The sequence below is a fragment of the Brasilonema sp. UFV-L1 genome, from assembly GCF_012912105.1.
In the GTDB taxonomy this organism is placed as follows: domain Bacteria; phylum Cyanobacteriota; class Cyanobacteriia; order Cyanobacteriales; family Nostocaceae; genus Brasilonema.
Map to the genome: position 1 here is coordinate 1 of NZ_QMEA01000057.1, position 20,380 is coordinate 20,380.

The following is a 20,380-nucleotide window of genomic DNA, read 5'->3' on the forward strand; positions in this document are numbered from 1 at the left end:
TTTTTTATCTTGCTACATGATAAATAGCGATCGCCTACTTTAGTCTAAACTCCAGTGATTAGCAGGACTTACGCAACTGGCACAGTGTAGGGACTCTGTTTAGGGGTAGTGTTACGGAAGCTGCGACCAAGGGCAAACTAAACCGTATAGTTTAACTAAGCGACAAACAAAAGTTCCGAATTTTGTTGAAGAATCGGAACTTAACCCACTTGAGTGACGATTTTATGCCTCAAAGGTATTAAGTGGTACATGATTAGAGCCAAAAAGTTCCGACTCCAACCATACTCGGAACTTTGGAGTTTGCTTGAATGCTGTTACGTTAATCGTCTAAAACGCTTTACTGGTAAACATTTTAGCGTACTTTGCCCCTGGTTGCAGCTTCCGTAACACTACCCCGTTTAGCGACAGGTCAAGTGTGAAGAAAGCGGCCTGGGTAGGCGATCGCCCACGTGGTTCTATGATGGCAGCGCTTGTAAGAACGCCCAACACTAAGCGTGGAACTGTGGTGGGCTTAGTTGTGAGAAAATTAGACAGGTGGCTACTACTAACCCTCTTTTGTCACTCTAGGCAGAGGAAAAATAGAAATAAGGAATATTGAAGTTTTGAAAAATTGAACGAGTCAAATTATTGACAATTATTTGGAGATGAAAAAATCCTTCAGATAACTTAGGAACTGTAAAGACTTTTAGCCAAGGTTTAATTAAATTGAATAGCACAAATGGTTGAAGTATCAAACGGAGGTTGTTCAGAATATTATTCCAACCGTTTTCTTTATCCCACCAGGGATGCGATGAGAAATTAGATTCAGATTGTGGTGGAAATTTGAGCAATTGTTCAGAATGGAGACTGACCATCAAATAAGCGCTACAAACTATTTCCCACCACCTCTCTATTTGGGGATAATGAGTGACTCGAAAATCTGCCCAACCTAATTCATTTTTACTCTGCTTTAAACCATATTCTACCCAAGTTCGTAAACCATAAAAATTTCCAACGTCTCTCGGTGTAATTTCAGGGTATTTACTCATTACGTACCAAGTTGTGTTTTTTGGTAGCGTTTCTTTATCAGTGGTTATTTGCCAATATCTAATTCCTTGATTTTGACCACAAATTATCTCTCTAATAAATCTATTTTCTGAACTTAAGTTAGAGAAGACTCGCTTGAATCTTTGCCACTCTGAATATTTCACCTCGGTTTCTGCTATGCCCCACGCTCGGTGATTTGAGCGAATCGCAACTATAAAATTAAGATTTAATTCATCTAGCACGCTTAGAAAATTTTTACCGCTTTCTCCATATAAACTATCCGCCAGAACAAGATTAAACCTAAATCCCATTGATTTTAACAACAGAACGAAGGTGTCAGTCGTCAGGAGTCAGGAGGAAGAAGGAGTTTTTTTTTGACATCGAGTGGACTCCTGTAATGCCTGAACGGATGAGTCTAGGGGTTTAAATCCCCACCGTCTGCAGGGGAGCCAGCGCCGTGGGCGGGTTTCCCGACTTGAGGCGTCTGGTGAGACCAGCGCTGCAGGAGGGTCTCCCTCCGTAGGCGACTGGCGAACCCGAAGGGCGTTGTCCACAGTTGGTTGGGGTTTGAATCCCCATCCATAAGATTGCTGAATTCTGACTTCTGACTTCTGACTTCTTCTTCAATCGGGTACTTTTGGTCAGGTAAGCATCATCGTGTAGTCAAAGGGGTCCAGCTAATTACGTTGTACTACACAGAAGACTCAGGTAAGTCTGTACCTGTCAACTATCGCCTATATAACAAACAGGATGGTAAGACGAAAAATGATTATTTGAGAGAAATGATAACCGAAGTTTTGACTTGGGGATTACAGCCGCAAATGGTAACAACAGATGCCTGGTATGCTAGCAGAGAAAACTTAAAGTTCTTAAAAAATAAAGGATTAGGGTTTTTAATGGGCATAGCTAAAAATCGTTCATGTTCCATTAATGGTCGAGATTACACCCAAGTTCAAAATTTAGAAATACCTGATGAAGGCTTAATTGTGCATTGAAAAAGTTTTGGCAGCGTGAAAGTATTTCAAAAAACATTCAAAAACGAAGAGAAAAGATACTACATCATGTTTTTGACCGAAGAAGATGCACTTAATCAAATTACTAGGGCAGAATTTAAAGTATTACATTCAATTCATTGGGGAATCGAATGTTACCACAGAGCAATCAAACAGGTTTGTGGTATTGAACGACGGATGGTAGGAACAACTGAAGCTATCAAAACTCATTTTTTTAGTGCTATTCGCGCCTTTACCCAACTTGAGTTGATGCGAGCTGAAGAGTTAATTGAAAATTGGTATGAACTTCAAAGAAATTTATCTCTTCAAGTGGCTCGTGATTTCATTTTGAAACATCTACAACAGAAGCTGGGCTTGAATACACATAGTGACTTTTCTGTCAATGCGTAAGTCCTAGTCTCGACGCAGCTTGGGGTAGTTTTCTTGAAATCCTTTCTTGGGTTTGCTGGAAACGTGGGGTGTATTTTGCCAAGGTGAACCCCAACGGGACTAGTCAAACCTGCCCTCAATGCGGAACTCATACTGGAAAGAAGAAACTGTCTGAACGTGTTCATGTTTGTCATGAGTGTGGATACACAACAGACCGCGATGTTGCTGCTGCGATGGTAGTAGAGCAAAGAGGTCTTGCAGCTGCGGGACTCGCAGTCAAGCTGCCTGTGGAGGTATCGTTGTCTGGGGACGCAAGTCTAGGCACGACCCGTGAAACAGGAAAAACCAGGAAGTGATTCTTGGAAGCCCCCACTGTACTCGGTACTCCGAGTCAGTGGCGGGAGGATGTCACGTCCCGTTAGTTCCGTCCCTTTTACAAAATATCTATTGTGACAGTTGTAAGGGCGGAATGTGGGTTCAAATGTGTCAAATTGACACATTTGGATATCGCCGCCTCAGCCCTTTACCTCCTGTCCTCTCCCTCTACCTCTGAAGGAGCTAGGGCAGAAGCACTCAAATGCGCAAGTCTGGGCCAGAAGATTACCTATACCAAGGCTAAGGCAATTGTTGCCGAGTATATAGCATAAACACTACTGTGACACTACGAGTACAAATTCTCAAGGATAAATTTAATCAAAGTCAGTCTGTAATTAGACAAGCAATCTCTGAGCTAAAAATTAAGTATAAAAAGCGATTATTTGACCCGTTCATAACTTTGTGGGCATTTTTATCTCAAGTTTTAGATACTGAGAAAACTTGTTATAATGCCGTGAGTAAAATAATTGCACATTTGGCAGAGGAAGAGGTAGAGATTCCCTCAACTGATACGAGTGCTTACTATCAAGCAGGGTCAAGATTGCCAGAAAAGTTATTAGAAAAACTTTTCAATTCCTCGTGCCATTCGTCTTCACCCAGTAGATAGCTTTCGGGCTGCATTTGAACAACGTGAAAGTGCAATCTGAAAAAAATGTTACTACTTTGTACATGCAACCCACAACCAGGCTTGACTTTGTTTGGGATTGCATCCATTAATGTTCCCTTGAGCAAAGCTTGTTTCATCCGCTCCAACGACAGGCAATAATAAATTAAGCAACTGCCATATGAAAGCCATAATTAAAGCTGATCAATAAATCCTTTGCCTTTAAGTTTTTGGATAATTTCGGCAGCAAGTTAAGACTTAGTTTTAGATTCCTCTGTTTCCTTGAGTTTTTTTCTGGGTTTGAAGATCTTAAATATTAATGGAAAAGTAATATTGCCCAAAATGCCATAAGTATTTACTGAAACTATACCGTTATTAAATGCGCCTAAATTTCCAATATACTGCCGAGATACATCATCCATAGAATTGCCTTTCTTTTTGTCCCCAGTTTCATCTAATATGAGCTTGAATGACCTTGTTTGTAAGATTTTTAACCTCAACAATAATCTCCGGAGTCTCAATTGCATCACTCACCAAGGTGCGTCCGTGAGAAAGTGCTGTAGAGGTTGTGGATCATGTAAACCTACAGATATAGCAATGGCTGTAAAGACTTCCTTTTAATATCAGAAATCATTTCTACATGAAGATATTTGAAGTTCTCATAAGTTCTGACTTCCAAAAATAGGTCTTGATAAAAAGCACAGTAATCATCCACGAAGGTGCCAGTCAGAGTGGCAGTTCTGGGGTTGAGCATAGATTGAATCTACGTTTGAGGATTTCTCATTCATATGACTCTAAATAGAGTCATATAAGAGTGCTAATTTACCTGACTTTAAGACTTAACTGAACCGTCTTGGCTTGAATTTGTGTATCAAAATCTTGTTAATAAATCTTTATCAAATAAAGCCAAAAAAAATGTTAAATAGATAATAGAGTAGAACAGAGAACACATTGTTAGTTATATCAGAAAAGTTGAATTTTTCATTGCAAGTTTTCTTCGTGCTTTTATTGCATAGAAAAATTTACTTAATATAGGTTTTCATGATTTTTTCCTATAAAAAAACATTCCATAGTTAAATTCGTTTATATCGTTTGAAGTGAAAATTGTAGCTTTGTAGTAGGATTTTGTGGTATAGGTTAATGCCCTCATTATTGTCATTTGATTTCTACAGGTCTAAACATTTTAAACCTTGTGATGTAATGTTCAAAGATTATGCTATCTAGTTCAAATTTGTTAAATATGACTCTACCTAAAGGGAGCCTACGTCGAATACACCATATCTCCTTAAAGGTCAGCGACATGAGAGTCTCCCGCCACTTCTATGGCGGCATCCTTGGTCTTCATGAACTTACTGGTGATGCACTTCCTGAACCAATACGTAAGTTGATCGAGGCTGAAAAAATTGCTATTTTCTATGTTCCTGATGGTTCGCTCCTGAATCTATTTTGGGAACCTGATTTGCCATTAAATAACACTGAATCTCATCACGGCTTTACCCATGCTGAGATTTCAAATCATCTTGCTTTTGAAATTAATTCACAATTATTTGAGCAGGCAATTGAGGTGCTACGTGCTAACCAAATAAAATTCGATTATGGAATTGACGGTCCTACGGGACAAGCTATTTACTGCTACGATCCGGACAGATTGCTGATTGAAATTCGTCATGATTATCTACAGCCTCCAAAACCAACTTATTTAACTTAAGGAATAATTGTTAAGTATGTAATATTTGTGCGTGAAGTGTATGAGAATTAACAGGGTAAACGCAAGAAAAATGAAATTGTAATATGCTAAGGAAATGCAGTTTCTACAGGTATTTCCAATTGTTGCAGGTTTTGACACATCGTCTAACTCTACAGCTTTGAGTAGACAATCTGGGTCAGTGCTGCCTGCAACGGATTGCTCCCAAATCCATCAACAATTGGCGCATCACTTTGAGGACTTGCACGACCCCCGAGGGAAGCAAGGTGTGCTTCATCCTTTTATCAGCATTGTAATGATTGCGCTGTTGGCGACTATTGGTGGTGCTCAAGGATGGGAAGACATAGAAACCAATGGCGTGAGCCATCAATGTTGGTTGTCCAGTTTCTTGCCACTGCCGTTTGGGATTCCGAGCGCGATACCTATCGTCGACTGTTTGAGAGGATATCGCCCACAGCATTTGAGCGCAGTTTTCATAGCTGGTTGAGCAGTTTGGTAGAGGATTTAGGGGCACAAGTCGTCCCGATTGATGGCAAAAAATTCAATGGTTCTTATGACCGTAACCAACAACAGTCCTCTTTACATGTAGTTAGTGCTTGGGGAGCGTGAGCATCGGCTGTTTCTCGGTCAAGTTAAAGTGATGACAAAAGTAATGAGATTACGGACTCGGCAAAAGGCTAAACGAGCCAGCATAGATGAGGTTTACATGCTTAAAGTTTTAGAAGTTTCGATTCCCTTACAGTCTTGCTCATCCAACGCATAAATTTTCTTGCGTTTACCCTGTTCAGTAGACGCTCTACGATCAATTATTCATTGAAACAAGGGAATATTATAATGACTGCATTTTTTGAGGCAAACTCAATTACAAGCAACATCCTCAAACTTAATAGCGGCATAGCTGTTGCCAAGAATCTATTCCTCAAATTTTCGGCGCTATCTATCCCAGAAGGGGCTACAGCTGTCGTTGAGAACGATTCGACAATTGAGAACATTATTATCTGCATTACTGGGGAGTCTGTCTCTAAAATAGAAGGCACTCTCCGGATACAAGGAGCTGCAAACCTATTTTTCCTTAATCCCAATGGTATTGATTTTGGTGAGTATGCGTTTCTCGATACTGGCGGTTCGTTTGTCGCTACAACAGCTAATGAAATCGGATTTGCAGATGGAACTCAGTTAGAATTATCTGGCGACTTGAGTTCTTCTCCCCTAACTTCAAGCGTACCTAGCCGACTGCGGTTTGATGATTCGGTTTTAGGACGCATTCGGGTTATGGGCACAGGGCACGATCTAAAGATTGAAAACTTATTCTTCCCTGCTGTTACCCGAAATAGTAGCCGTGGATTGCAAGTATGCTCGGGTAAAACTTTCGCTCTAGTAGGCACAGATTTAATACTAGAGAGCGGTACAATATTGGGAGAAGGTGCTACAGTCGAGTTAAGCAGTGTTCGGGAAGGGGAAGTAAGGCTGGACGCGACGGAGCAAGGTTGGACTTTCAATTATGAAGTCGTGCAGAATTTTGGAGATATTCAGCTGCAAGACCAAGCCCTTGTTGATGCTAGTGGAGTGAGTACCGGTTCGATCCGAGTGCGAGGGCGACGCCTCAGCCTTGTAGAAGGCTCGTTAATTTTGATTCAAAATGAAGGCGATGGGCTAGGAGGAAGTTTAACGATTGAGACCTCCGAATCTGTAGAGTTGAGTGGACATAGCCCCGACGTTCGAGTTCAAACCCGTTTACTCTCGCAAACAACAGCAGGCGGGAAAGGCGGAAGTATTGAGATTTCTACGAAACGATTAATCGTGCGAGATGGGGCAACCATCTCCGCCTTAACAGTCTCAGCTGCCCAAGCAGGAAACATATGCATCAATGCCTCTAAATCTTTGGAGTTGATGGGGACTTCACTGAAGGATTTTCGTTTCTTCAGTGCTATCAACTCCACATCTTACAGTTCTGGCAATACTGGCGATCTGACCATTTCGACAGGGTCGGTAATGGTTCTAGACGGAGGTATTATTGCTTGCGGTAGTTTACGCAAAGGCAATTGTGGGAACTTAACTGTTAACGCCGCCGAATCCGTATTGTTAGTTGGAACTAACTGGCATTTTATAGAAACGAGTGGAATTCACTCGGTCACAATTGGTGAGGGAAACTGTGGTAACGTGACTATTAATGCGTGCCGCGTGGAAGTGCGAGATTCAGCCAGGATTGCTACGTCTACTTCGCCAAGCGGTGCAAAACTCACGATTAATGCCTATGAGTCGGTTGAGGTCAGCGGCTGGCTGCCAGGATACAAGGAGTCTAGTAGAATTGCTGCGGCAAGTTCCTCTTTTATGAGACGGACGGGAGAAGTTGCTCCCTGTCCCACTGCGCCAAGCGATGCGTCAGCAGAGATGACAATTAAGACAAAGCTATTGAGGGTAACTGACAACGGATGTGTGACGGTCGGTCGTGAAGCTGGTGCTGTAGGAAGGTTAAAAATCGAAGCTGATTCCGTCATCCTTAGCGATGGGAGTAGTATCGCTACCAACCCCGCACCTAGAGAAGGTGGAGATACTGCCTGAGAAAACTAAAACAACCAAGATTACAGCCGTTCAAGACCAACTTAATACCCATGTAAGAGCATCTCTGTACAAGGCGTTGAAAAAGTCACAGCTACGGAGAAATAAGGGCTTCGGTTTATGCGATTGCAGTTTTGGTAAATGGATAAAGCTGAACTAGGCGGCAATTGCTACGATTGAATAATTTTTGTTCTAGAAGAGCTATGAAGATACTCAGCTCAAGTAATCCTAAAACTAGCACAGAGGCACTGGTTGCCTACGACTTGTGGAAAATGTACGGTGATTGCGCTGTTGTTCAGGGTGTAAGCTTCACTCTGAATCCCGGTGAAATTGTGGGTCTGTTGGGACCCAATGGTGCAGGGAAAACCACTACAGTTGGCATGCTTTATGGAGCTGTTGTGCCTAGTCGTGGCTTCGTCAAACTCGGTTCCACACAAGTGCAGAGTAATGGGCGAATGGCTCGCGCCAAGATGGGTATTGTCACTCAGGAGGATAATCTTGACCTTGATTTTTCTGTGATTGAAAACCTCATCTACTTTATTCATCACTATCGCATCTTGGGCAAAGACGCTCGCAAACGGGCTGGAGAACTGCTAGCAAAACTAGACCTGCAAAACTATGCCCAACGTTCCGTAAACGATTTATCAGGAGGGATGAAGCGACGGTTGGTGCTTGCTCGTGCCCTAATTAACTATCCGCAAGTGGTGTTTCTGGATGAGCCAACGACGGGACTTGATCCTGACGCCCGTCAGGAGTTTTGGAAAGTGGTGATTGACTTGAAGCAGCAGGGTTGTGGAGTGTTGTTAACAACGCACTACATGGATGAGGCTCAGCGATTGTGCGATCGCCTGCTCTTACTGCAAGACGGTCAAGTTATTGATCAAGGGACACCGAGTGAACTGATTGAGCGTACCGTGGGCAAAGAAGTTGTTGAAATCGAAGGGGTAAATGAAGCGGTACTCCAAAGGTTTGCAACGCAAGCAGATACGTGGTGGCGTTCTTTTGGCAGCGGCTATCTGCTGGTATTACCTCCCGATGATTATCGACTTTGGGAACAACTGGTTGCCATGCGACCCCAACGCCTAACCCGTCGTCAGGCAAACTTAGAAGACGTGTTCTTGCGCTTAACCGGAGGAGTATTGCAATGAAAGGTCCTTCAGTTTCTGTCTGGGGAGTTTACTCTGTTTGGCATCGCCACGCTAAGGTTTATCAACGCACATGGCTCGTCAATTGCCTGCCACCTTTGTTAGAGCCAATTATCCATTTAGTTGCCTTTGGCTACGGCTTAATGCCTTTAATTGGAGCAATCACTTATGCAGAACAACAAATCCCCTATCTAAAGTTCATTGCACCTGGCACGATGGCAGTCGGTGTGTTGTTTCATTCTTTCCTTGAGGGCGCTTTCGCAAGTTTTGTTCGTATCCACTTCCAAAAAACCTGGCAAGCCTTACTCACTGCACCGTTGAGTTTTTCCGAGGTCTTTCTAGGTGATTGGTTATGGGCGACTACCAAAGGGATGATTACAGGTACATTAACCGGAACCGTCGCTGTGTTTTGGGGCTTGTATCCAGCCTGGAACTTACTATTGTCTCTACCAATTATGCTCTTGGGGAGCCTTGTGTTTAGCGCAATGGGACTGTTAACCGCAGGCACTGTTCGTCAAAGTGATCAAATTAATATTCCCATCTTTCTCCTCATCGTTCCCATGTTTACCCTCTGTGGGACGTATTTCCCTCGCCAAACTCTACCCCCCTTTCTGGAACGAATTGCTTCAGTTCTCCCAATGGCATCGTTTACCGACTTACTCCGCTGGAATTTCGGATTACCCTCATTCTGGTGGCTGAAGATTTCTTGGCTACTGGTTCTGATGGTCGTCTTTGCCTATTTAGCGATGTGCCAGATTTATCCTAAGTTGATCAAGTAAGTTATTTTTGAATAACTTTTGTTTTAGGAAAGCTATGAAAATACCTAGTTCGAGCAATCCTGCTTTTGTTGAGGTGCTTCGCTTTGCCCTCAATCCCATTTCCTACCTGGATGCTAATTTTAAGCACCTTGGTGATGTTTTTTGGGCGTACATCCCGCAATCAACCATCATTGTAGGTTCTCCCGCTGCGATTCACGAAGTGTTTGCAGCAGGAAGTGAAACATTTGACACAGGATTAAACAACGCTTTTGGCAGAATCTTCTTTCAAGAAGGTTCAATTGCACTGGCAAGTGGTGAAGAACACGTCAGGCAGCGCCAAATTCTAGGTCCAGTTTTTCGAGGCGAACGGATGCAAAGCTGCCGCGAGTTAGTTTGTCACGTTACACAAAATTTTCTCAACGGAAAACGTAAAGTCGTTGTTGAAGATTTAGCTGAGACGATTACGATGACAACAATTCTCAATTTTACGTTTGGTTCAGTTGAAGGAGAGCGCTATCATACAATAGCACGAGAACTTGCGTCCCAGTTGAATATCATTGGGACGCCTCTAAAAGGGTTGCAATTATTTGTTCCCTTTTTACAAGTTAGTTGGGGTTCTTGGGGGGAGTGGCAGCGCTCTCAAAAGGTTTTCGTTGAAGAAGTGGCGGCTGAGATTCGAGAACGGCGACAAGCTGATGTAGGCGCTCAAGACGATGTTCTGTCGATCCTGATCAAAGAAGGCGAAACGGACAAGCGAATTTGCGCCCAAGTCACAACGATGTTGTTGTCAGGACGAGACACCACTGCCCATAGCATGGCATGGACACTCTATTGGATTTGTGCAATTCCAGAAATCAAAGACAAAGTAATTGCTGAAATTGATAGTGGTAAAGATTTCATGAGCTTACCTTATCTAGATGCGGTTATTAAAGAAACCTTGCGGCTTTATTCACCAGGCTTTATTGGAAATCCTCGTGTTACTAAAGTTCCTTTTAAACTTCTCGATTGGCAACTTGATCCAGGTACGCTTTTAACCATCTGCCCTTACCTCGTCCATCAACAAGAGGAAATATATCCCGAACCAAAGACGTTCCGTCCTGAGCGTTTTCTGGAACGTCAGTTTAGCCCATATGAATACCTTCCATTTGGAGGGGGGAATCATACTTGTATCGGTAAAGCTTTAGCATTGTTCGAGATAAAACTGGTGATCGGAACCATTTTGTCGGAGTACAATGTGGAACTGGCAAACAAACGCCCTGTTCGCCCTATCAGGCATGGAATGGTCTTGGGTCCCGAAAAATATGAGTTGCTGGTAGAACGGCGATAATCCTCATCCTCTTGCTTACAACAATTTTCAGGTAACTGAACTACAAACGATGATACGCTGAACATAGAGTGATTGCAATACTGCTCGGTTAAGGAAATTAGGTAGGGCTGAAACCATTGAAATTTCGTTGTCTATGGTGTGCGGAAAGGGCTTAACCGAGTAGTATTGAGAGTGATTGTTTAATTAGATGCCAGTATCTTACTCAGGAGATTTACGTCGTCGCGTGATTATAGCGTGTGTTGCGAAGGAAGGCTCTCAACGCCAGTTAACTCAAAGATTCAAGGTCAGCTTGTCATTTGTACGAAATCTACTGCGTCATTATCGTTAAAGTGGACAGATTAAGCGAAACGACGTGGGGGATATCAAAATTAAGTACTACTTGATAGAGAATTGGTAGAAGCTAGTAGTTCTCTCCATAAGCTCCGCTTATCGCACGAGCGTGTTCGATTAAAAGTTGGTTTTCTTCTTCAGTGATGACGACTCCCATTACAACGATCGCTTAATTACTCCTTTACCTTCTCATATTTTATTTATGTCTTTTGAAAGAATAAAAACTGGGATGCTCCCTTATTTATTCATCTAGAAAATAGAGGAAATCATGATTACACTTTCAAGTTCAACCAAGAAGCAAAGAGAAATACCCTATTCTAAGAGTCCTTCTCTTATACAGCAAATTTCCTTTGTTCTGGATCCCATTACATACTTAGAAACGGAGGTTGTACGCCTTGGTGAAGTATTTTGGGCATATGCTCCGATGCGGGCAATTATCGCCGCTTCTCCTGAAGCCATTCGTCAAGTGTTTGCAAAGGGAGATGACACATTTGGCATCGTGGACAATGCTAGTGCCAAGTTCATCCTGGGTGGGGAAGGCTCGATAGGGCTTGTCAGTGGTGAAGAGCACATCAGGCAACGCCAAGTGTTAGGTCCAGCTTTTCGAGGTGAACACCTGAAAGCCTGTAGTGAGCTAGTTTGTCAAGTTACCCGAGGTCTCCTGAATGGAAAACGAAAGATTGTGATGGAAGAAGTTGCCCAAACTGTTAGTGTGGCATCTATTCTCAGTCTTACGTTTGGTTCAATTGAAGGAGAACGCTACCAGATGATCGCACGAGAGTTTACATCTCAGATTGAAATCATTGAGTCACCGCTAAAAGCTTTGCAGTTATTTGTTCCTCTTTTACGGTTTTTTTCAGGCTCGTGGGGAAAGTGGCAGCGCTCTCGGAAGATTTTTTTTGAAGAAGTTGCAGCTGAAACGCGAGAACGGCGACAAGCTGGTATGAGTGATCGAGGCGACATTCTTTCACTTCTCATTAAAGAGGGTGAACCGGACAATCGAATTTACTCTCAAGTGATGACTCTACTATACGCAGGACGAGAGTCTACCGCCTATACCCTAGCCTGGATTCTTTATTGGGTCTGTACAATGCCCATAGTTCGGCATAAGCTCCTTGCAGAAATCGATAGTGGTGAGGACTATATGAGTTTACCCTACCTTGATGCGGTCATCAAAGAAGCCCTCCGAATTTATCCACCAGCGTTTATATTCGGGCCTCGTGTCACAAAAGTTCCCTTCAAGCTCCTCGATTGGGAACTTGAACCAGGTACCGTAGTGTTCCCCTGCCCTTACCTGATCCATCACCGCAAGGAAATTTATCCAGAACCAAAGACCTTCCGTCCTGAGCGTTTTTTGGAACGACAATTTACTCCATACGAGTACCTTCCTTTCGGAGGAGGGCATCGAACCTGCATCGCAATGGCATTAGCATTGTTCGAGTTAAAACTGGCAATAGGAACAATTTTGTCTGAATACAACGTGGAGTTAGCAGACAAACGCCCTGTGCGAGCTGTAAGACGTGGAGCAGTTCTAGGACCAGAGAGATATGAGCTGCTAGTGGAGCGGCGATAGTCCTCATCGTTTAGCTCAGTCTAGCGGTTACTCCACGATCAATTACTTGAGAAATAGACGGCAATTATGATTACACTTTCAAGTTTAACCCAGAACCAAAATAAGATACCTAATTCCAAGACTCCTTCCCTGCTACAACTGTTTTCTTTTGTCCTTGATCCCGTTGCATATCTAGAAACAGGGTTTGCACGCCTTGGTGAAGTATTTTGGGCATATGCTCCGATGCACGCAATTATCGCAGCTTCTCCTGAAGCAATTCGCCAAGTGTTTGCGGCAGGAAATGAGACATTTAGCATTATGGACAATGCTAGTGTAAGGCTTATCCTTGGTGGGGAAGGCTCGATGGGACTTGTCAGTGGTGAAGAACACATCAGGCAACGCCAAGTGTTAGGTCCAGCTTTTCGTGGCGAACGGCTCCAAGCCTGTCGTGAGTTAGTATGTCAAGTTACGCGAAGCCTCTTGGATGAAAAACATAAGGTTGTAACTGAAGATATTGCTCAAATCATTACGATGACAACTATTCTCAGTTTTACGTTTGGTTCATTCGAGGAAGAACGCTATCAGACGATTGCTCGGGAGCTCACGTTTCAGCTCGAAATTATTGAGTCACCGCTGAAAGCTTTGCAATTATTTGTTCCCTTTTTCCGGGCTAGTTGGGGCTCATGGGGAAAGTGGCAGCGCTCTCGAAAGATTTTTTTTGAGGAAGTTGCAGCTGAAGCGCAAAAACGGCGACAAGCAGGCATGAGCGATCAAGGAGATGTCCTCTCACTTCTCATTAAAGAGGGTGAAACAAATGATCGAATTTGCTCTCAAGTCATGACTATGTTATTCGCAGGACGAGAGTCGACTTCTTATACCTTAGCCTGGATACTCTATTGGATTTGTACGCTCCCAGAAGTTCAGCATAAGCTCCTTGCAGAAATCGATAGTGGTGAGGACTATATGAGTTTACCCTACCTTGATGCGGTCATCAAAGAAGCCCTCCGAATTTATCCACCAGCGTTTATATTCGGGCCTCGTGTCACAAAAGTTCCCTTCAAGCTCCTCGATTGGGAACTTGAACCAGGTACCGTAGTGTTCCCCTGCCCTTACCTGATCCATCACCGCAAGGAAATTTATCCAGAACCAAAGACCTTCCGTCCTGAGCGTTTTTTGGAACGACAATTTACTCCATACGAGTACCTTCCTTTCGGAGGAGGGCATCGAACCTGCATCGCAATGGCATTAGCATTGTTCGAGTTAAAACTGGCAATAGGAACAATTTTGTCTGAATACAACGTGGAGTTAGCAGACAAACGCCCTGTGCGAGCTGTAAGACGTGGAGCAGTTCTAGGACCAGAGAGATATGAGCTGCTAGTGGAGCGGCGATAGTCCTCATCGTTTAGCTCAGTCTAGCGGTTACTCCACGATCAATTACTTGAGAAATGGACGGCATCATGACTACACTTTTAAACTCGCTCCGGAATCCGACAGAGATACCTAGTTCAAAGGCTCCTTATCTTCTACAGCTATCTTCTTTTATCCTTGATCCCATTGCATATTTAGAAGCAGGGTTTGCGCGCAGTGATGTATTTTGGGTATATGCTCCCATGCGGGCAATCATCGCAGCTTCTCCTGAAGCCGTTCGCCAAGTGTTTGCGGAGCCAGAAGAGACATTTGGTGTAGTAGAGAACTTCGCTGATAGTGTAAGGTTTATCTTTGGGGGCGATGGCTCAATTGCGATGGCAAGTGGTGAAGAATACCTTAGGCAGCGCCAAATGCTCTTACCCGCTTTTCGTGGTGAACGGATGAAAACCTGCCGTGAGTTAGTTTGTCAGGTTACACGAAGTCTCCTAGATGGGAAACGTAAGATTGTGACTGAGGAAGTTGCTCGGGAAATTACGGTGGCAACAATTCTTAGTTTTACGTTTGGTTCATTTGAAGGAGAGCGCTACCAAACGATTGCACGCGAGTTCATGTTTCAGCTTGGGCTCATAGAGACGCCGCTGAAAGCTATACAGTTATTTAACCCCTTTTTACAGGTTTTCTCGGGTACGTACAGAAAGTGGCTGCGCTCTCGGGAGATTTTTTTTGAAGAAGTTGCGGCTGAGATTCGAGAGCGGCGGCAAGCAGGTGTAGGCGATCAAGGAGATATTCTATCGATCCTGATGCAGGAAAGTGAAACGAACCAGGAAATTTATTGTCAAGTAATGACTCTGTTATTTGCAGGACGAGAGCCTACTTCCTATACCCTAACCTGGATACTCTACTGGGTTTCTACGATTCCAGAAGTTAAAGATAAGCTCCTTGCAGAGATCGATAGTGGAGAAGATTTCAGAAGCTTACCTTATCTAGACGCTGTCATCAAAGAGGCTCTACGAATTTATCCACCACCGTATATCTTTGGACCTCGTAAAACAAAATTTCCCTTCAAGCTTCTTGATTGGGAACTCGAACCTAATACAGTAATATACCCCTCTCCCTACCTAATCCATCACCGTGAGGAAATTTATCCCGAACCGGAGAAGTTCCGTCCTGAGCGTTTTCTGGAACGTCATTTTACCCCATACGAATATATTCCTTTTGGAGGTGGGCATCGAAGCTGTATAGGTATGGCGCTAGCGTTGTTCGAGTTAAAACTGGCGATAGGAACAATTTTGTCTGAATACAACGTGGAGCTAGCAGACAAGCGTCCTGTGCGAGCCATCAGGCGTGGAGCAGTCCTGGGACCAGAAAAATTTGAACTGCTGGTAGAACCGCGATAGTCCTTATCGTCTAGTCTAGTCCAGTCTAACGGTTACTCCGCTATCCATTTTTCATCTGAGGAAGAGATCAGTAAGTAGCATTATGACTCAACTTTCAAGTTCAATACAAAATCAAAGCTTAGCTGTTGCAACATGGTACGATAGGGTTTGGCCATTTGCCCGCCTGTTATGGTTAAATGAAGATAACCTTGCTGTACACCTAGGCTACTGGGACGAGAATACTCGCAGCCATGCTGAATCATTAATCAACATGAATCAGGCGATGGCAGAGCGTGTTGGCATGTTCCAAGGAGCACGAGTCTTGGACGCGGGTTGTGGCTTTGGCGGTACGTCATTGTGGCTTGCTAAGGAGTATGGTGCTCGAGTGGTTGGTGTCAACATCTCGTCCGATCAGGTTGCCCGAGCAAACCACTATGCTAAAAAGCGAGGTCTTGATGACTTTGTCAGCTTCGAAAACGTGAATCTGTTAAACACAGGGTTGCCAGATGGGAGTTTCGATATCTTTTGGGCCCAAGAGAGTCTCTTGCATATCCTTGATAAACAGCTTTTTTTAGCCGAGGCTTATCGTCTGCTCAAACCAGGTGGCAAGTTGGTCGTTCAAGATAGTTATTTGTTCAATAGGACTTACTCTCAAAAAGAAGAACGTCACCTGCAAGCTATATCTTCCGGTGGACTAATCCCAAGATTGCCAAGACCTGATGAATTTATCACTTGGGCAAGGACAGTGGGATTTCAAGATATCTGCATTGAGGACATCTCTCATTATGCCAAGCGTTCTTGTATTCGCAGCTACAGGCAGAATATGTTCTTTTACCCGATTGGTCAGGTCTTACGTACCTTGCGTATACAATCAGAGCAAGAATATCGCTCTGCACTCGGTAACTTCGCCTTGTATCGAACCTTCCAGCTTGGCTTATGGTTTTTAGCTATCTGTACGGCACGCAAGTCTGAATTGGCTCAAGGTTAACTCGTTCATTTCTAAGACAAGTTATATGCAACTACCTCCGGGTCCAAAGACACCGCCCTTTCTACAGCTTATCCAATGGATTTCCCATCCTTTGGATTACCTGGAAAAATCTGCTCAGCTCTACGGTGATTGCTTCACAGTAAGATGGGGCAATTTTGAAGCGGTGCTTTTAGGCAGTCCCCAAGCCTTTCAAGAGCTTTTTACTGTAGATTCCAACTATTTCGCCAGTACACAAGGACTTTTACTGCCAATAGTAGGAGATCAGTCTATGATCATGCTGGACGGTGCACCTCATCACCGCCAGCGCCATCTCCTGACCCCACCTTTTCATGGTGAACGAATGCGTGCTTATGGTCAATTAATCTGCAATATTGCAGAGCAGGTGATGGAAACATTGACCATCAGCAAACCCTTTGCAGTTCGTTCCGCCATGCAAGAAATTTCCTTGCGTGTCATGCTAGATGCTGTATTTGGCATAAACGAGGGGCAGCGGTTTCAACAACTGAAGGAACTGCTGACGTCGTTGCTTGACTCTGTTAGTTCTCCGCTCAGTTCTAGCTTACTCTTCCTGCGGTCACTTCAACGAGATCTAGGACCTTGGAGTCCTTGGGGACATTTTCTGCACCAACAGCAACAAATCAATAGCCTCATTTATGCTGAGATTCAGCAACGCCGGGAGCATCCCGATTCCACTCGCACGGATGTCCTTAGTTTGTTAATGTCTGCCTGTGACGAAGATGGTCAGCCTATGACCAATCAGGAGTTGCGTGACGAGCTGATTACATTTCTAGTTGCGGGTCATGAAACCACAGCTACAGCTATGTCATGGGCATTGTATTGGATTCATCATTTACCAGAGGTGTATACCCAGCTTTTAGATGAACTGGACACCATCAGCGACATTTCAGATGTCAGTATTATTGCCAAACTTCCCTATCTCAGTGCAATCTGCTCTGAAACACTGCGCCTCTACCCAGTTTCAATGCTTACGATGCCCCGAATTGTAAAATCACCGATTAAGATTGCGGAGCATCAGTTTGAGCAAGGTACAAAGTTGATTGGTTGTATTTATTTGGCTCATCATCGTGAGGATATCTACCGACAACCGAAGCAGTTCAGACCAGAGCGTTTTCTGGAGAGACAGTTTTCTCTTTATGAGTACTTACCCTTTGGGGGTGGTAACCGTCGTTGCATTGGTATGGCATTTGCCTTATTTGAAATGAAACTAGTTCTTGCCACGATTGTGTCGCGTTATCGACTTGCCCTGCTCGATCAAAGTCCAGTTAAGCCTGTGCGTCGTGGTGCTACTTTAGCTCCCCCAGACGGAATGCAGATGGTTGTGGCTGGTTACCGCTACCAAGAGCGGTTACTAGCGAATCGAACATCTCAATTGTGTGAACTGAAAGGAGTACATCAATAGCTCATTAAATATTGTTGATTTGGCAGTCTTTTCTTGCAAGTCGTTCAACTTGCGATGAGGAGTTTTATGAAATCAGTAGAAAGAAAATCGCGCTTTCCGTTTACCTCTTTCCCGAATGGCTGGTTCCGCGTTGCCTACAGCAACGAGATCAAACCTGGAGAAATCAAGCCACTGCGTTACTTTGGCAAAGATTTAGTGCTCTTCCGCACCAAGAGTGGAACACCCTATGTTTTTGATGCTCACTGTCCCCACCTAGGGGCTCACATCGGTTATGGCGGAAAAGTTAAAGGAGAAAACATTCAGTGTCCGTTCCATGAATGGTGCTTTGATGGCAATGGCAGGTGCACTGCTACCCCCCATACCAATCGACAACCCCCTGCTGCCCAGATTCAGAAATGGCTAGTTAGTGAGATTAATGGGGTTATTTTAGTATACCACCACTCAGAAGGAATACCACCTACGTGGGAGATCCCTAATTTATCTGAATATACAGGAGGAGTCCCATTTCGCAAAGTTAAGCAATGGACAGTGCGTACTCACGCTCAAGAGATAGGTGAGAATGGTTGTGATATGTCTCATCTTATGGTTGTACACGATATAGCTAACGTAACATCCCCTCCTAAAAGTCAAAGTATGGAGTTTGATGGAGCCGTTGCTGTTAATCGTGTTTATGTGGGATACGCACCTTCCTTCCCCGAAGTCTGGATAATGGGTGAGGAAGTGAACGGTCTATCCATACTCAGACATTACGGTCTTGGTTGTATCTTCACTACTCTATCTGCAAAAGGGAAGATTAATTTCCGTTGGATGCATATTTACTGGATTACACCAGTTGATGAGGAATACTGTGATATCCACTTAGCGTTTGGTATACCTAACCTTTTCAGAAGTCCTTTAGCCCATGCTATTGCTGTGGCAACGAGCAAGGATATACAAAGACTGATCGAGCAAGACTTTCCTATTCTGGAGAATAAAGCTTATCACAGCAATGCTCTTCTCTATGATGAAGATGGTCCAATTGCAAAATTTCGACGCTGGGCGCGCCAGTTTTACTCTGATGTCCCTTCCCCTAACCCAAACACAAATTTGACCGCAGCAATCTCCTCCACTCATACGCAAAGCGAAGACTTAATGACAAGACCTCTTTGAAGTGTTGACAATACGGTTCGGTTAGGCGTTGTTGCACGAATAAGGAGAAATGGTAAATTTTACTTATTCCCATTACGCGCCTAGTTTGACGATGAAGACCAAAACCAAAGCAACTCAAAGCAAGAAATGTCATTACTTGGACGAGTACCAAAGAACGTTAAATTTCCAGTAGAGAAAGTTTTGTCAGATGGCTCCTATCTGTCGTGGATTGCTCCTAACGGTAGTTCCTCGCTCTAAGTTGATGTGACAGTCTTTTTTTGCAGGTTGTCCAACTTACGATAAGGTATTATGAAATTAGCACAAAAGAAGTTAACGAAAAAAAAATCGCGTTTTTCATTTACGTCTTTCCCCAATGGCTGGTTCTGTGTTGGCTGTAGCAACGAACTCAAACCGGGAGAAGTCAAGCCACTTCATTACTTTGGCAAAGACTTAGTACTCTTCCGCACCGAGAGCGGGACGCCTTATGTTTTTGATGCCTACTGTCCCCATGTAGGGGCTCACCTCGGTTATGGCGGAAAAGTCAAGGGAGAAGGCATTCAATGTCCCTTCCACGGGTGGTGCTTTGACAGCAATGGGAAGTGCACTGATGTCCCCTACAGCAACAAACTACCCCCTACCGCTCAGATTGGGAAGTGGTCAGTCAGCGAGCTCAATGGTATGATTATGCTGTACTATCACTCTCAGAAAAAGCCACCTACGTGGGAGATTCCTGATCTGTCTAAGTATATTGATAACGAGGGGGTTCCGTTTCGTAGGATTAAGCAATGGAAGCTATGCACTCACCCGCAAGAAGTATGCGAACACAGTTATGATATTGGTCATATTAATGTGCACGCTCAAGCGTCACATGCCAAAAGTGAAGATGTAGAGTTTAACGGACCGATTGCTGTTCATCGTTTCTCTACCCAATATAGACCCCCTATTCCTGCGGCCTGGATCATAGGGGAGCAAGTGAACCTACTATCTGAAGTCAGAAGCTATGGGCTAGGTTTTTCCTTCATTATTCACTCTCTAAACGGGAAGATAAAGGGTCGTTGGTTAAATATCGTGTTGGCTACACCCATTGATGAGGAACATAGCGAGATCCATTTGCTTTTTGGAATGCCTAAAGTTTTTAACAAGCTTCTAACCCGTGCTCTAGAAGCACTCCTGCGCAAGGATCTAGAGAGAGGATTTGAGCTAAGTTTATCTCTTTTAAGGGATAAGATTCATCGCAGTCATGTTCCCTTTTGTGACGGTGATGGTTCAATCGCACAGTTTCGACAGTGGTCACACCAATTTTACTCTGAGGATCCTTATAAATAGTAAAGGCAATT

17 protein-coding genes and 2 pseudogenes are annotated in these 20,380 nt (G+C 43.8%); 18 read left to right on the forward strand and 1 reads right to left on the reverse strand.

The genetic code is table 11. The features are described from left to right. Positions 1-563 precede the first annotated feature (563 nt). Positions 564-1,346 (reverse strand): annotated as a pseudogene (locus tag DP117_RS36280) (transposase); the annotation flags it as partial. A gap of 366 nt (positions 1,347-1,712) precedes the next feature. Here DP117_RS36280 and DP117_RS37250 point away from each other — a divergent pair. The 18 genes and pseudogenes from DP117_RS37250 to DP117_RS17450 all read left to right on the forward strand — a co-directional run bounded on the left by DP117_RS37250 (position 1,713) and on the right by DP117_RS17450 (position 20,369). After that, positions 1,713-2,021 (forward strand): transposase, encoded by a 309-nt coding sequence (locus tag DP117_RS37250; protein ID WP_339381288.1) that lies wholly within the window; start codon positions 1,713-1,715, stop codon positions 2,019-2,021. Positions 2,022-2,087: 66 nt separating this feature from the next. Continuing rightward, positions 2,088-2,429, forward strand: a complete 342-nt coding sequence (locus DP117_RS37255; RefSeq protein ID WP_169219537.1) for a hypothetical protein — start codon at positions 2,088-2,090, stop codon at positions 2,427-2,429. 32 nt (positions 2,430-2,461) lie between these two features. Further along, a pseudogene (locus DP117_RS17370) lies at positions 2,462-2,764 on the forward strand (transposase); the annotation flags it as partial. A 299-nt stretch (positions 2,765-3,063) separates the two neighbouring features. Further along, a complete protein-coding gene (locus DP117_RS17375; RefSeq protein ID WP_211176168.1) occupies positions 3,064-3,390 on the forward strand; it encodes a hypothetical protein in 327 nt (108 codons plus the stop codon). A gap of 1,237 nt (positions 3,391-4,627) precedes the next feature. Then, a complete protein-coding gene (locus DP117_RS17390) occupies positions 4,628-5,095 on the forward strand; it encodes a VOC family protein (RefSeq protein WP_339381289.1) in 468 nt (155 codons plus the stop codon). 330 nt (positions 5,096-5,425) lie between these two features. Beyond that, a complete protein-coding gene (locus DP117_RS36290) occupies positions 5,426-5,701 on the forward strand; it encodes a hypothetical protein (protein WP_248277699.1) in 276 nt (91 codons plus the stop codon). A 225-nt stretch (positions 5,702-5,926) separates the two neighbouring features. Further along, on the forward strand, positions 5,927-7,654 hold the full coding sequence (locus DP117_RS17400) for a filamentous hemagglutinin N-terminal domain-containing protein (protein ID WP_169219542.1): 1,728 nt from the start codon (positions 5,927-5,929) through the stop codon (positions 7,652-7,654). Between the two features lie 200 nt (positions 7,655-7,854). After that, a complete protein-coding gene (locus tag DP117_RS17405; RefSeq protein WP_169219543.1) occupies positions 7,855-8,799 on the forward strand; it encodes an ABC transporter ATP-binding protein in 945 nt (314 codons plus the stop codon). Further along, on the forward strand, positions 8,796-9,575 hold the full coding sequence (locus DP117_RS17410) for an ABC transporter permease (RefSeq protein WP_169219544.1): 780 nt from the start codon (positions 8,796-8,798) through the stop codon (positions 9,573-9,575). Before DP117_RS17405 ends, DP117_RS17410 begins: the two co-directional genes overlap by 4 nt. 34 nt (positions 9,576-9,609) lie before the next feature. Continuing rightward, positions 9,610-10,881: a cytochrome P450 gene (locus DP117_RS17415; RefSeq protein ID WP_169219545.1), complete on the forward strand. Its 1,272-nt coding sequence runs from the start codon at positions 9,610-9,612 to the stop codon at positions 10,879-10,881. A gap of 187 nt (positions 10,882-11,068) precedes the next feature. Further along, complete coding sequence (locus DP117_RS35410) at positions 11,069-11,209, forward strand: hypothetical protein (RefSeq protein WP_248277700.1); 141 nt, start codon at positions 11,069-11,071, stop codon at positions 11,207-11,209. Positions 11,210-11,479: 270 nt separating this feature from the next. Then, positions 11,480-12,784 carry a cytochrome P450 gene (locus tag DP117_RS17420; protein WP_169219546.1) on the forward strand — a complete coding sequence of 435 codons (1,305 nt, stop codon included), beginning with the start codon at positions 11,480-11,482 and terminating at the stop codon, positions 12,782-12,784. A gap of 66 nt (positions 12,785-12,850) precedes the next feature. Then, on the forward strand, positions 12,851-14,155 hold the full coding sequence (locus tag DP117_RS17425) for a cytochrome P450 (RefSeq protein ID WP_169219547.1): 1,305 nt from the start codon (positions 12,851-12,853) through the stop codon (positions 14,153-14,155). Positions 14,156-14,220: 65 nt separating this feature from the next. Further along, positions 14,221-15,528 (forward strand): cytochrome P450, encoded by a 1,308-nt coding sequence (locus DP117_RS17430; RefSeq protein WP_169219548.1) that lies wholly within the window; start codon positions 14,221-14,223, stop codon positions 15,526-15,528. Positions 15,529-15,610: 82 nt separating this feature from the next. Beyond that, a complete protein-coding gene (locus tag DP117_RS17435; RefSeq protein ID WP_169219549.1) occupies positions 15,611-16,495 on the forward strand; it encodes a methyltransferase domain-containing protein in 885 nt (294 codons plus the stop codon). 25 nt (positions 16,496-16,520) lie between these two features. Next, a complete protein-coding gene (locus DP117_RS17440) occupies positions 16,521-17,915 on the forward strand; it encodes a cytochrome P450 (protein ID WP_169219550.1) in 1,395 nt (464 codons plus the stop codon). A 66-nt stretch (positions 17,916-17,981) separates the two neighbouring features. After that, a complete protein-coding gene (locus tag DP117_RS17445) occupies positions 17,982-19,064 on the forward strand; it encodes a Rieske 2Fe-2S domain-containing protein (RefSeq protein WP_169219551.1) in 1,083 nt (360 codons plus the stop codon). A gap of 288 nt (positions 19,065-19,352) precedes the next feature. Next, positions 19,353-20,369: a Rieske 2Fe-2S domain-containing protein gene (locus DP117_RS17450; RefSeq protein ID WP_169219552.1), complete on the forward strand. Its 1,017-nt coding sequence runs from the start codon at positions 19,353-19,355 to the stop codon at positions 20,367-20,369. Positions 20,370-20,380: the final 11 nt, after the last annotated feature.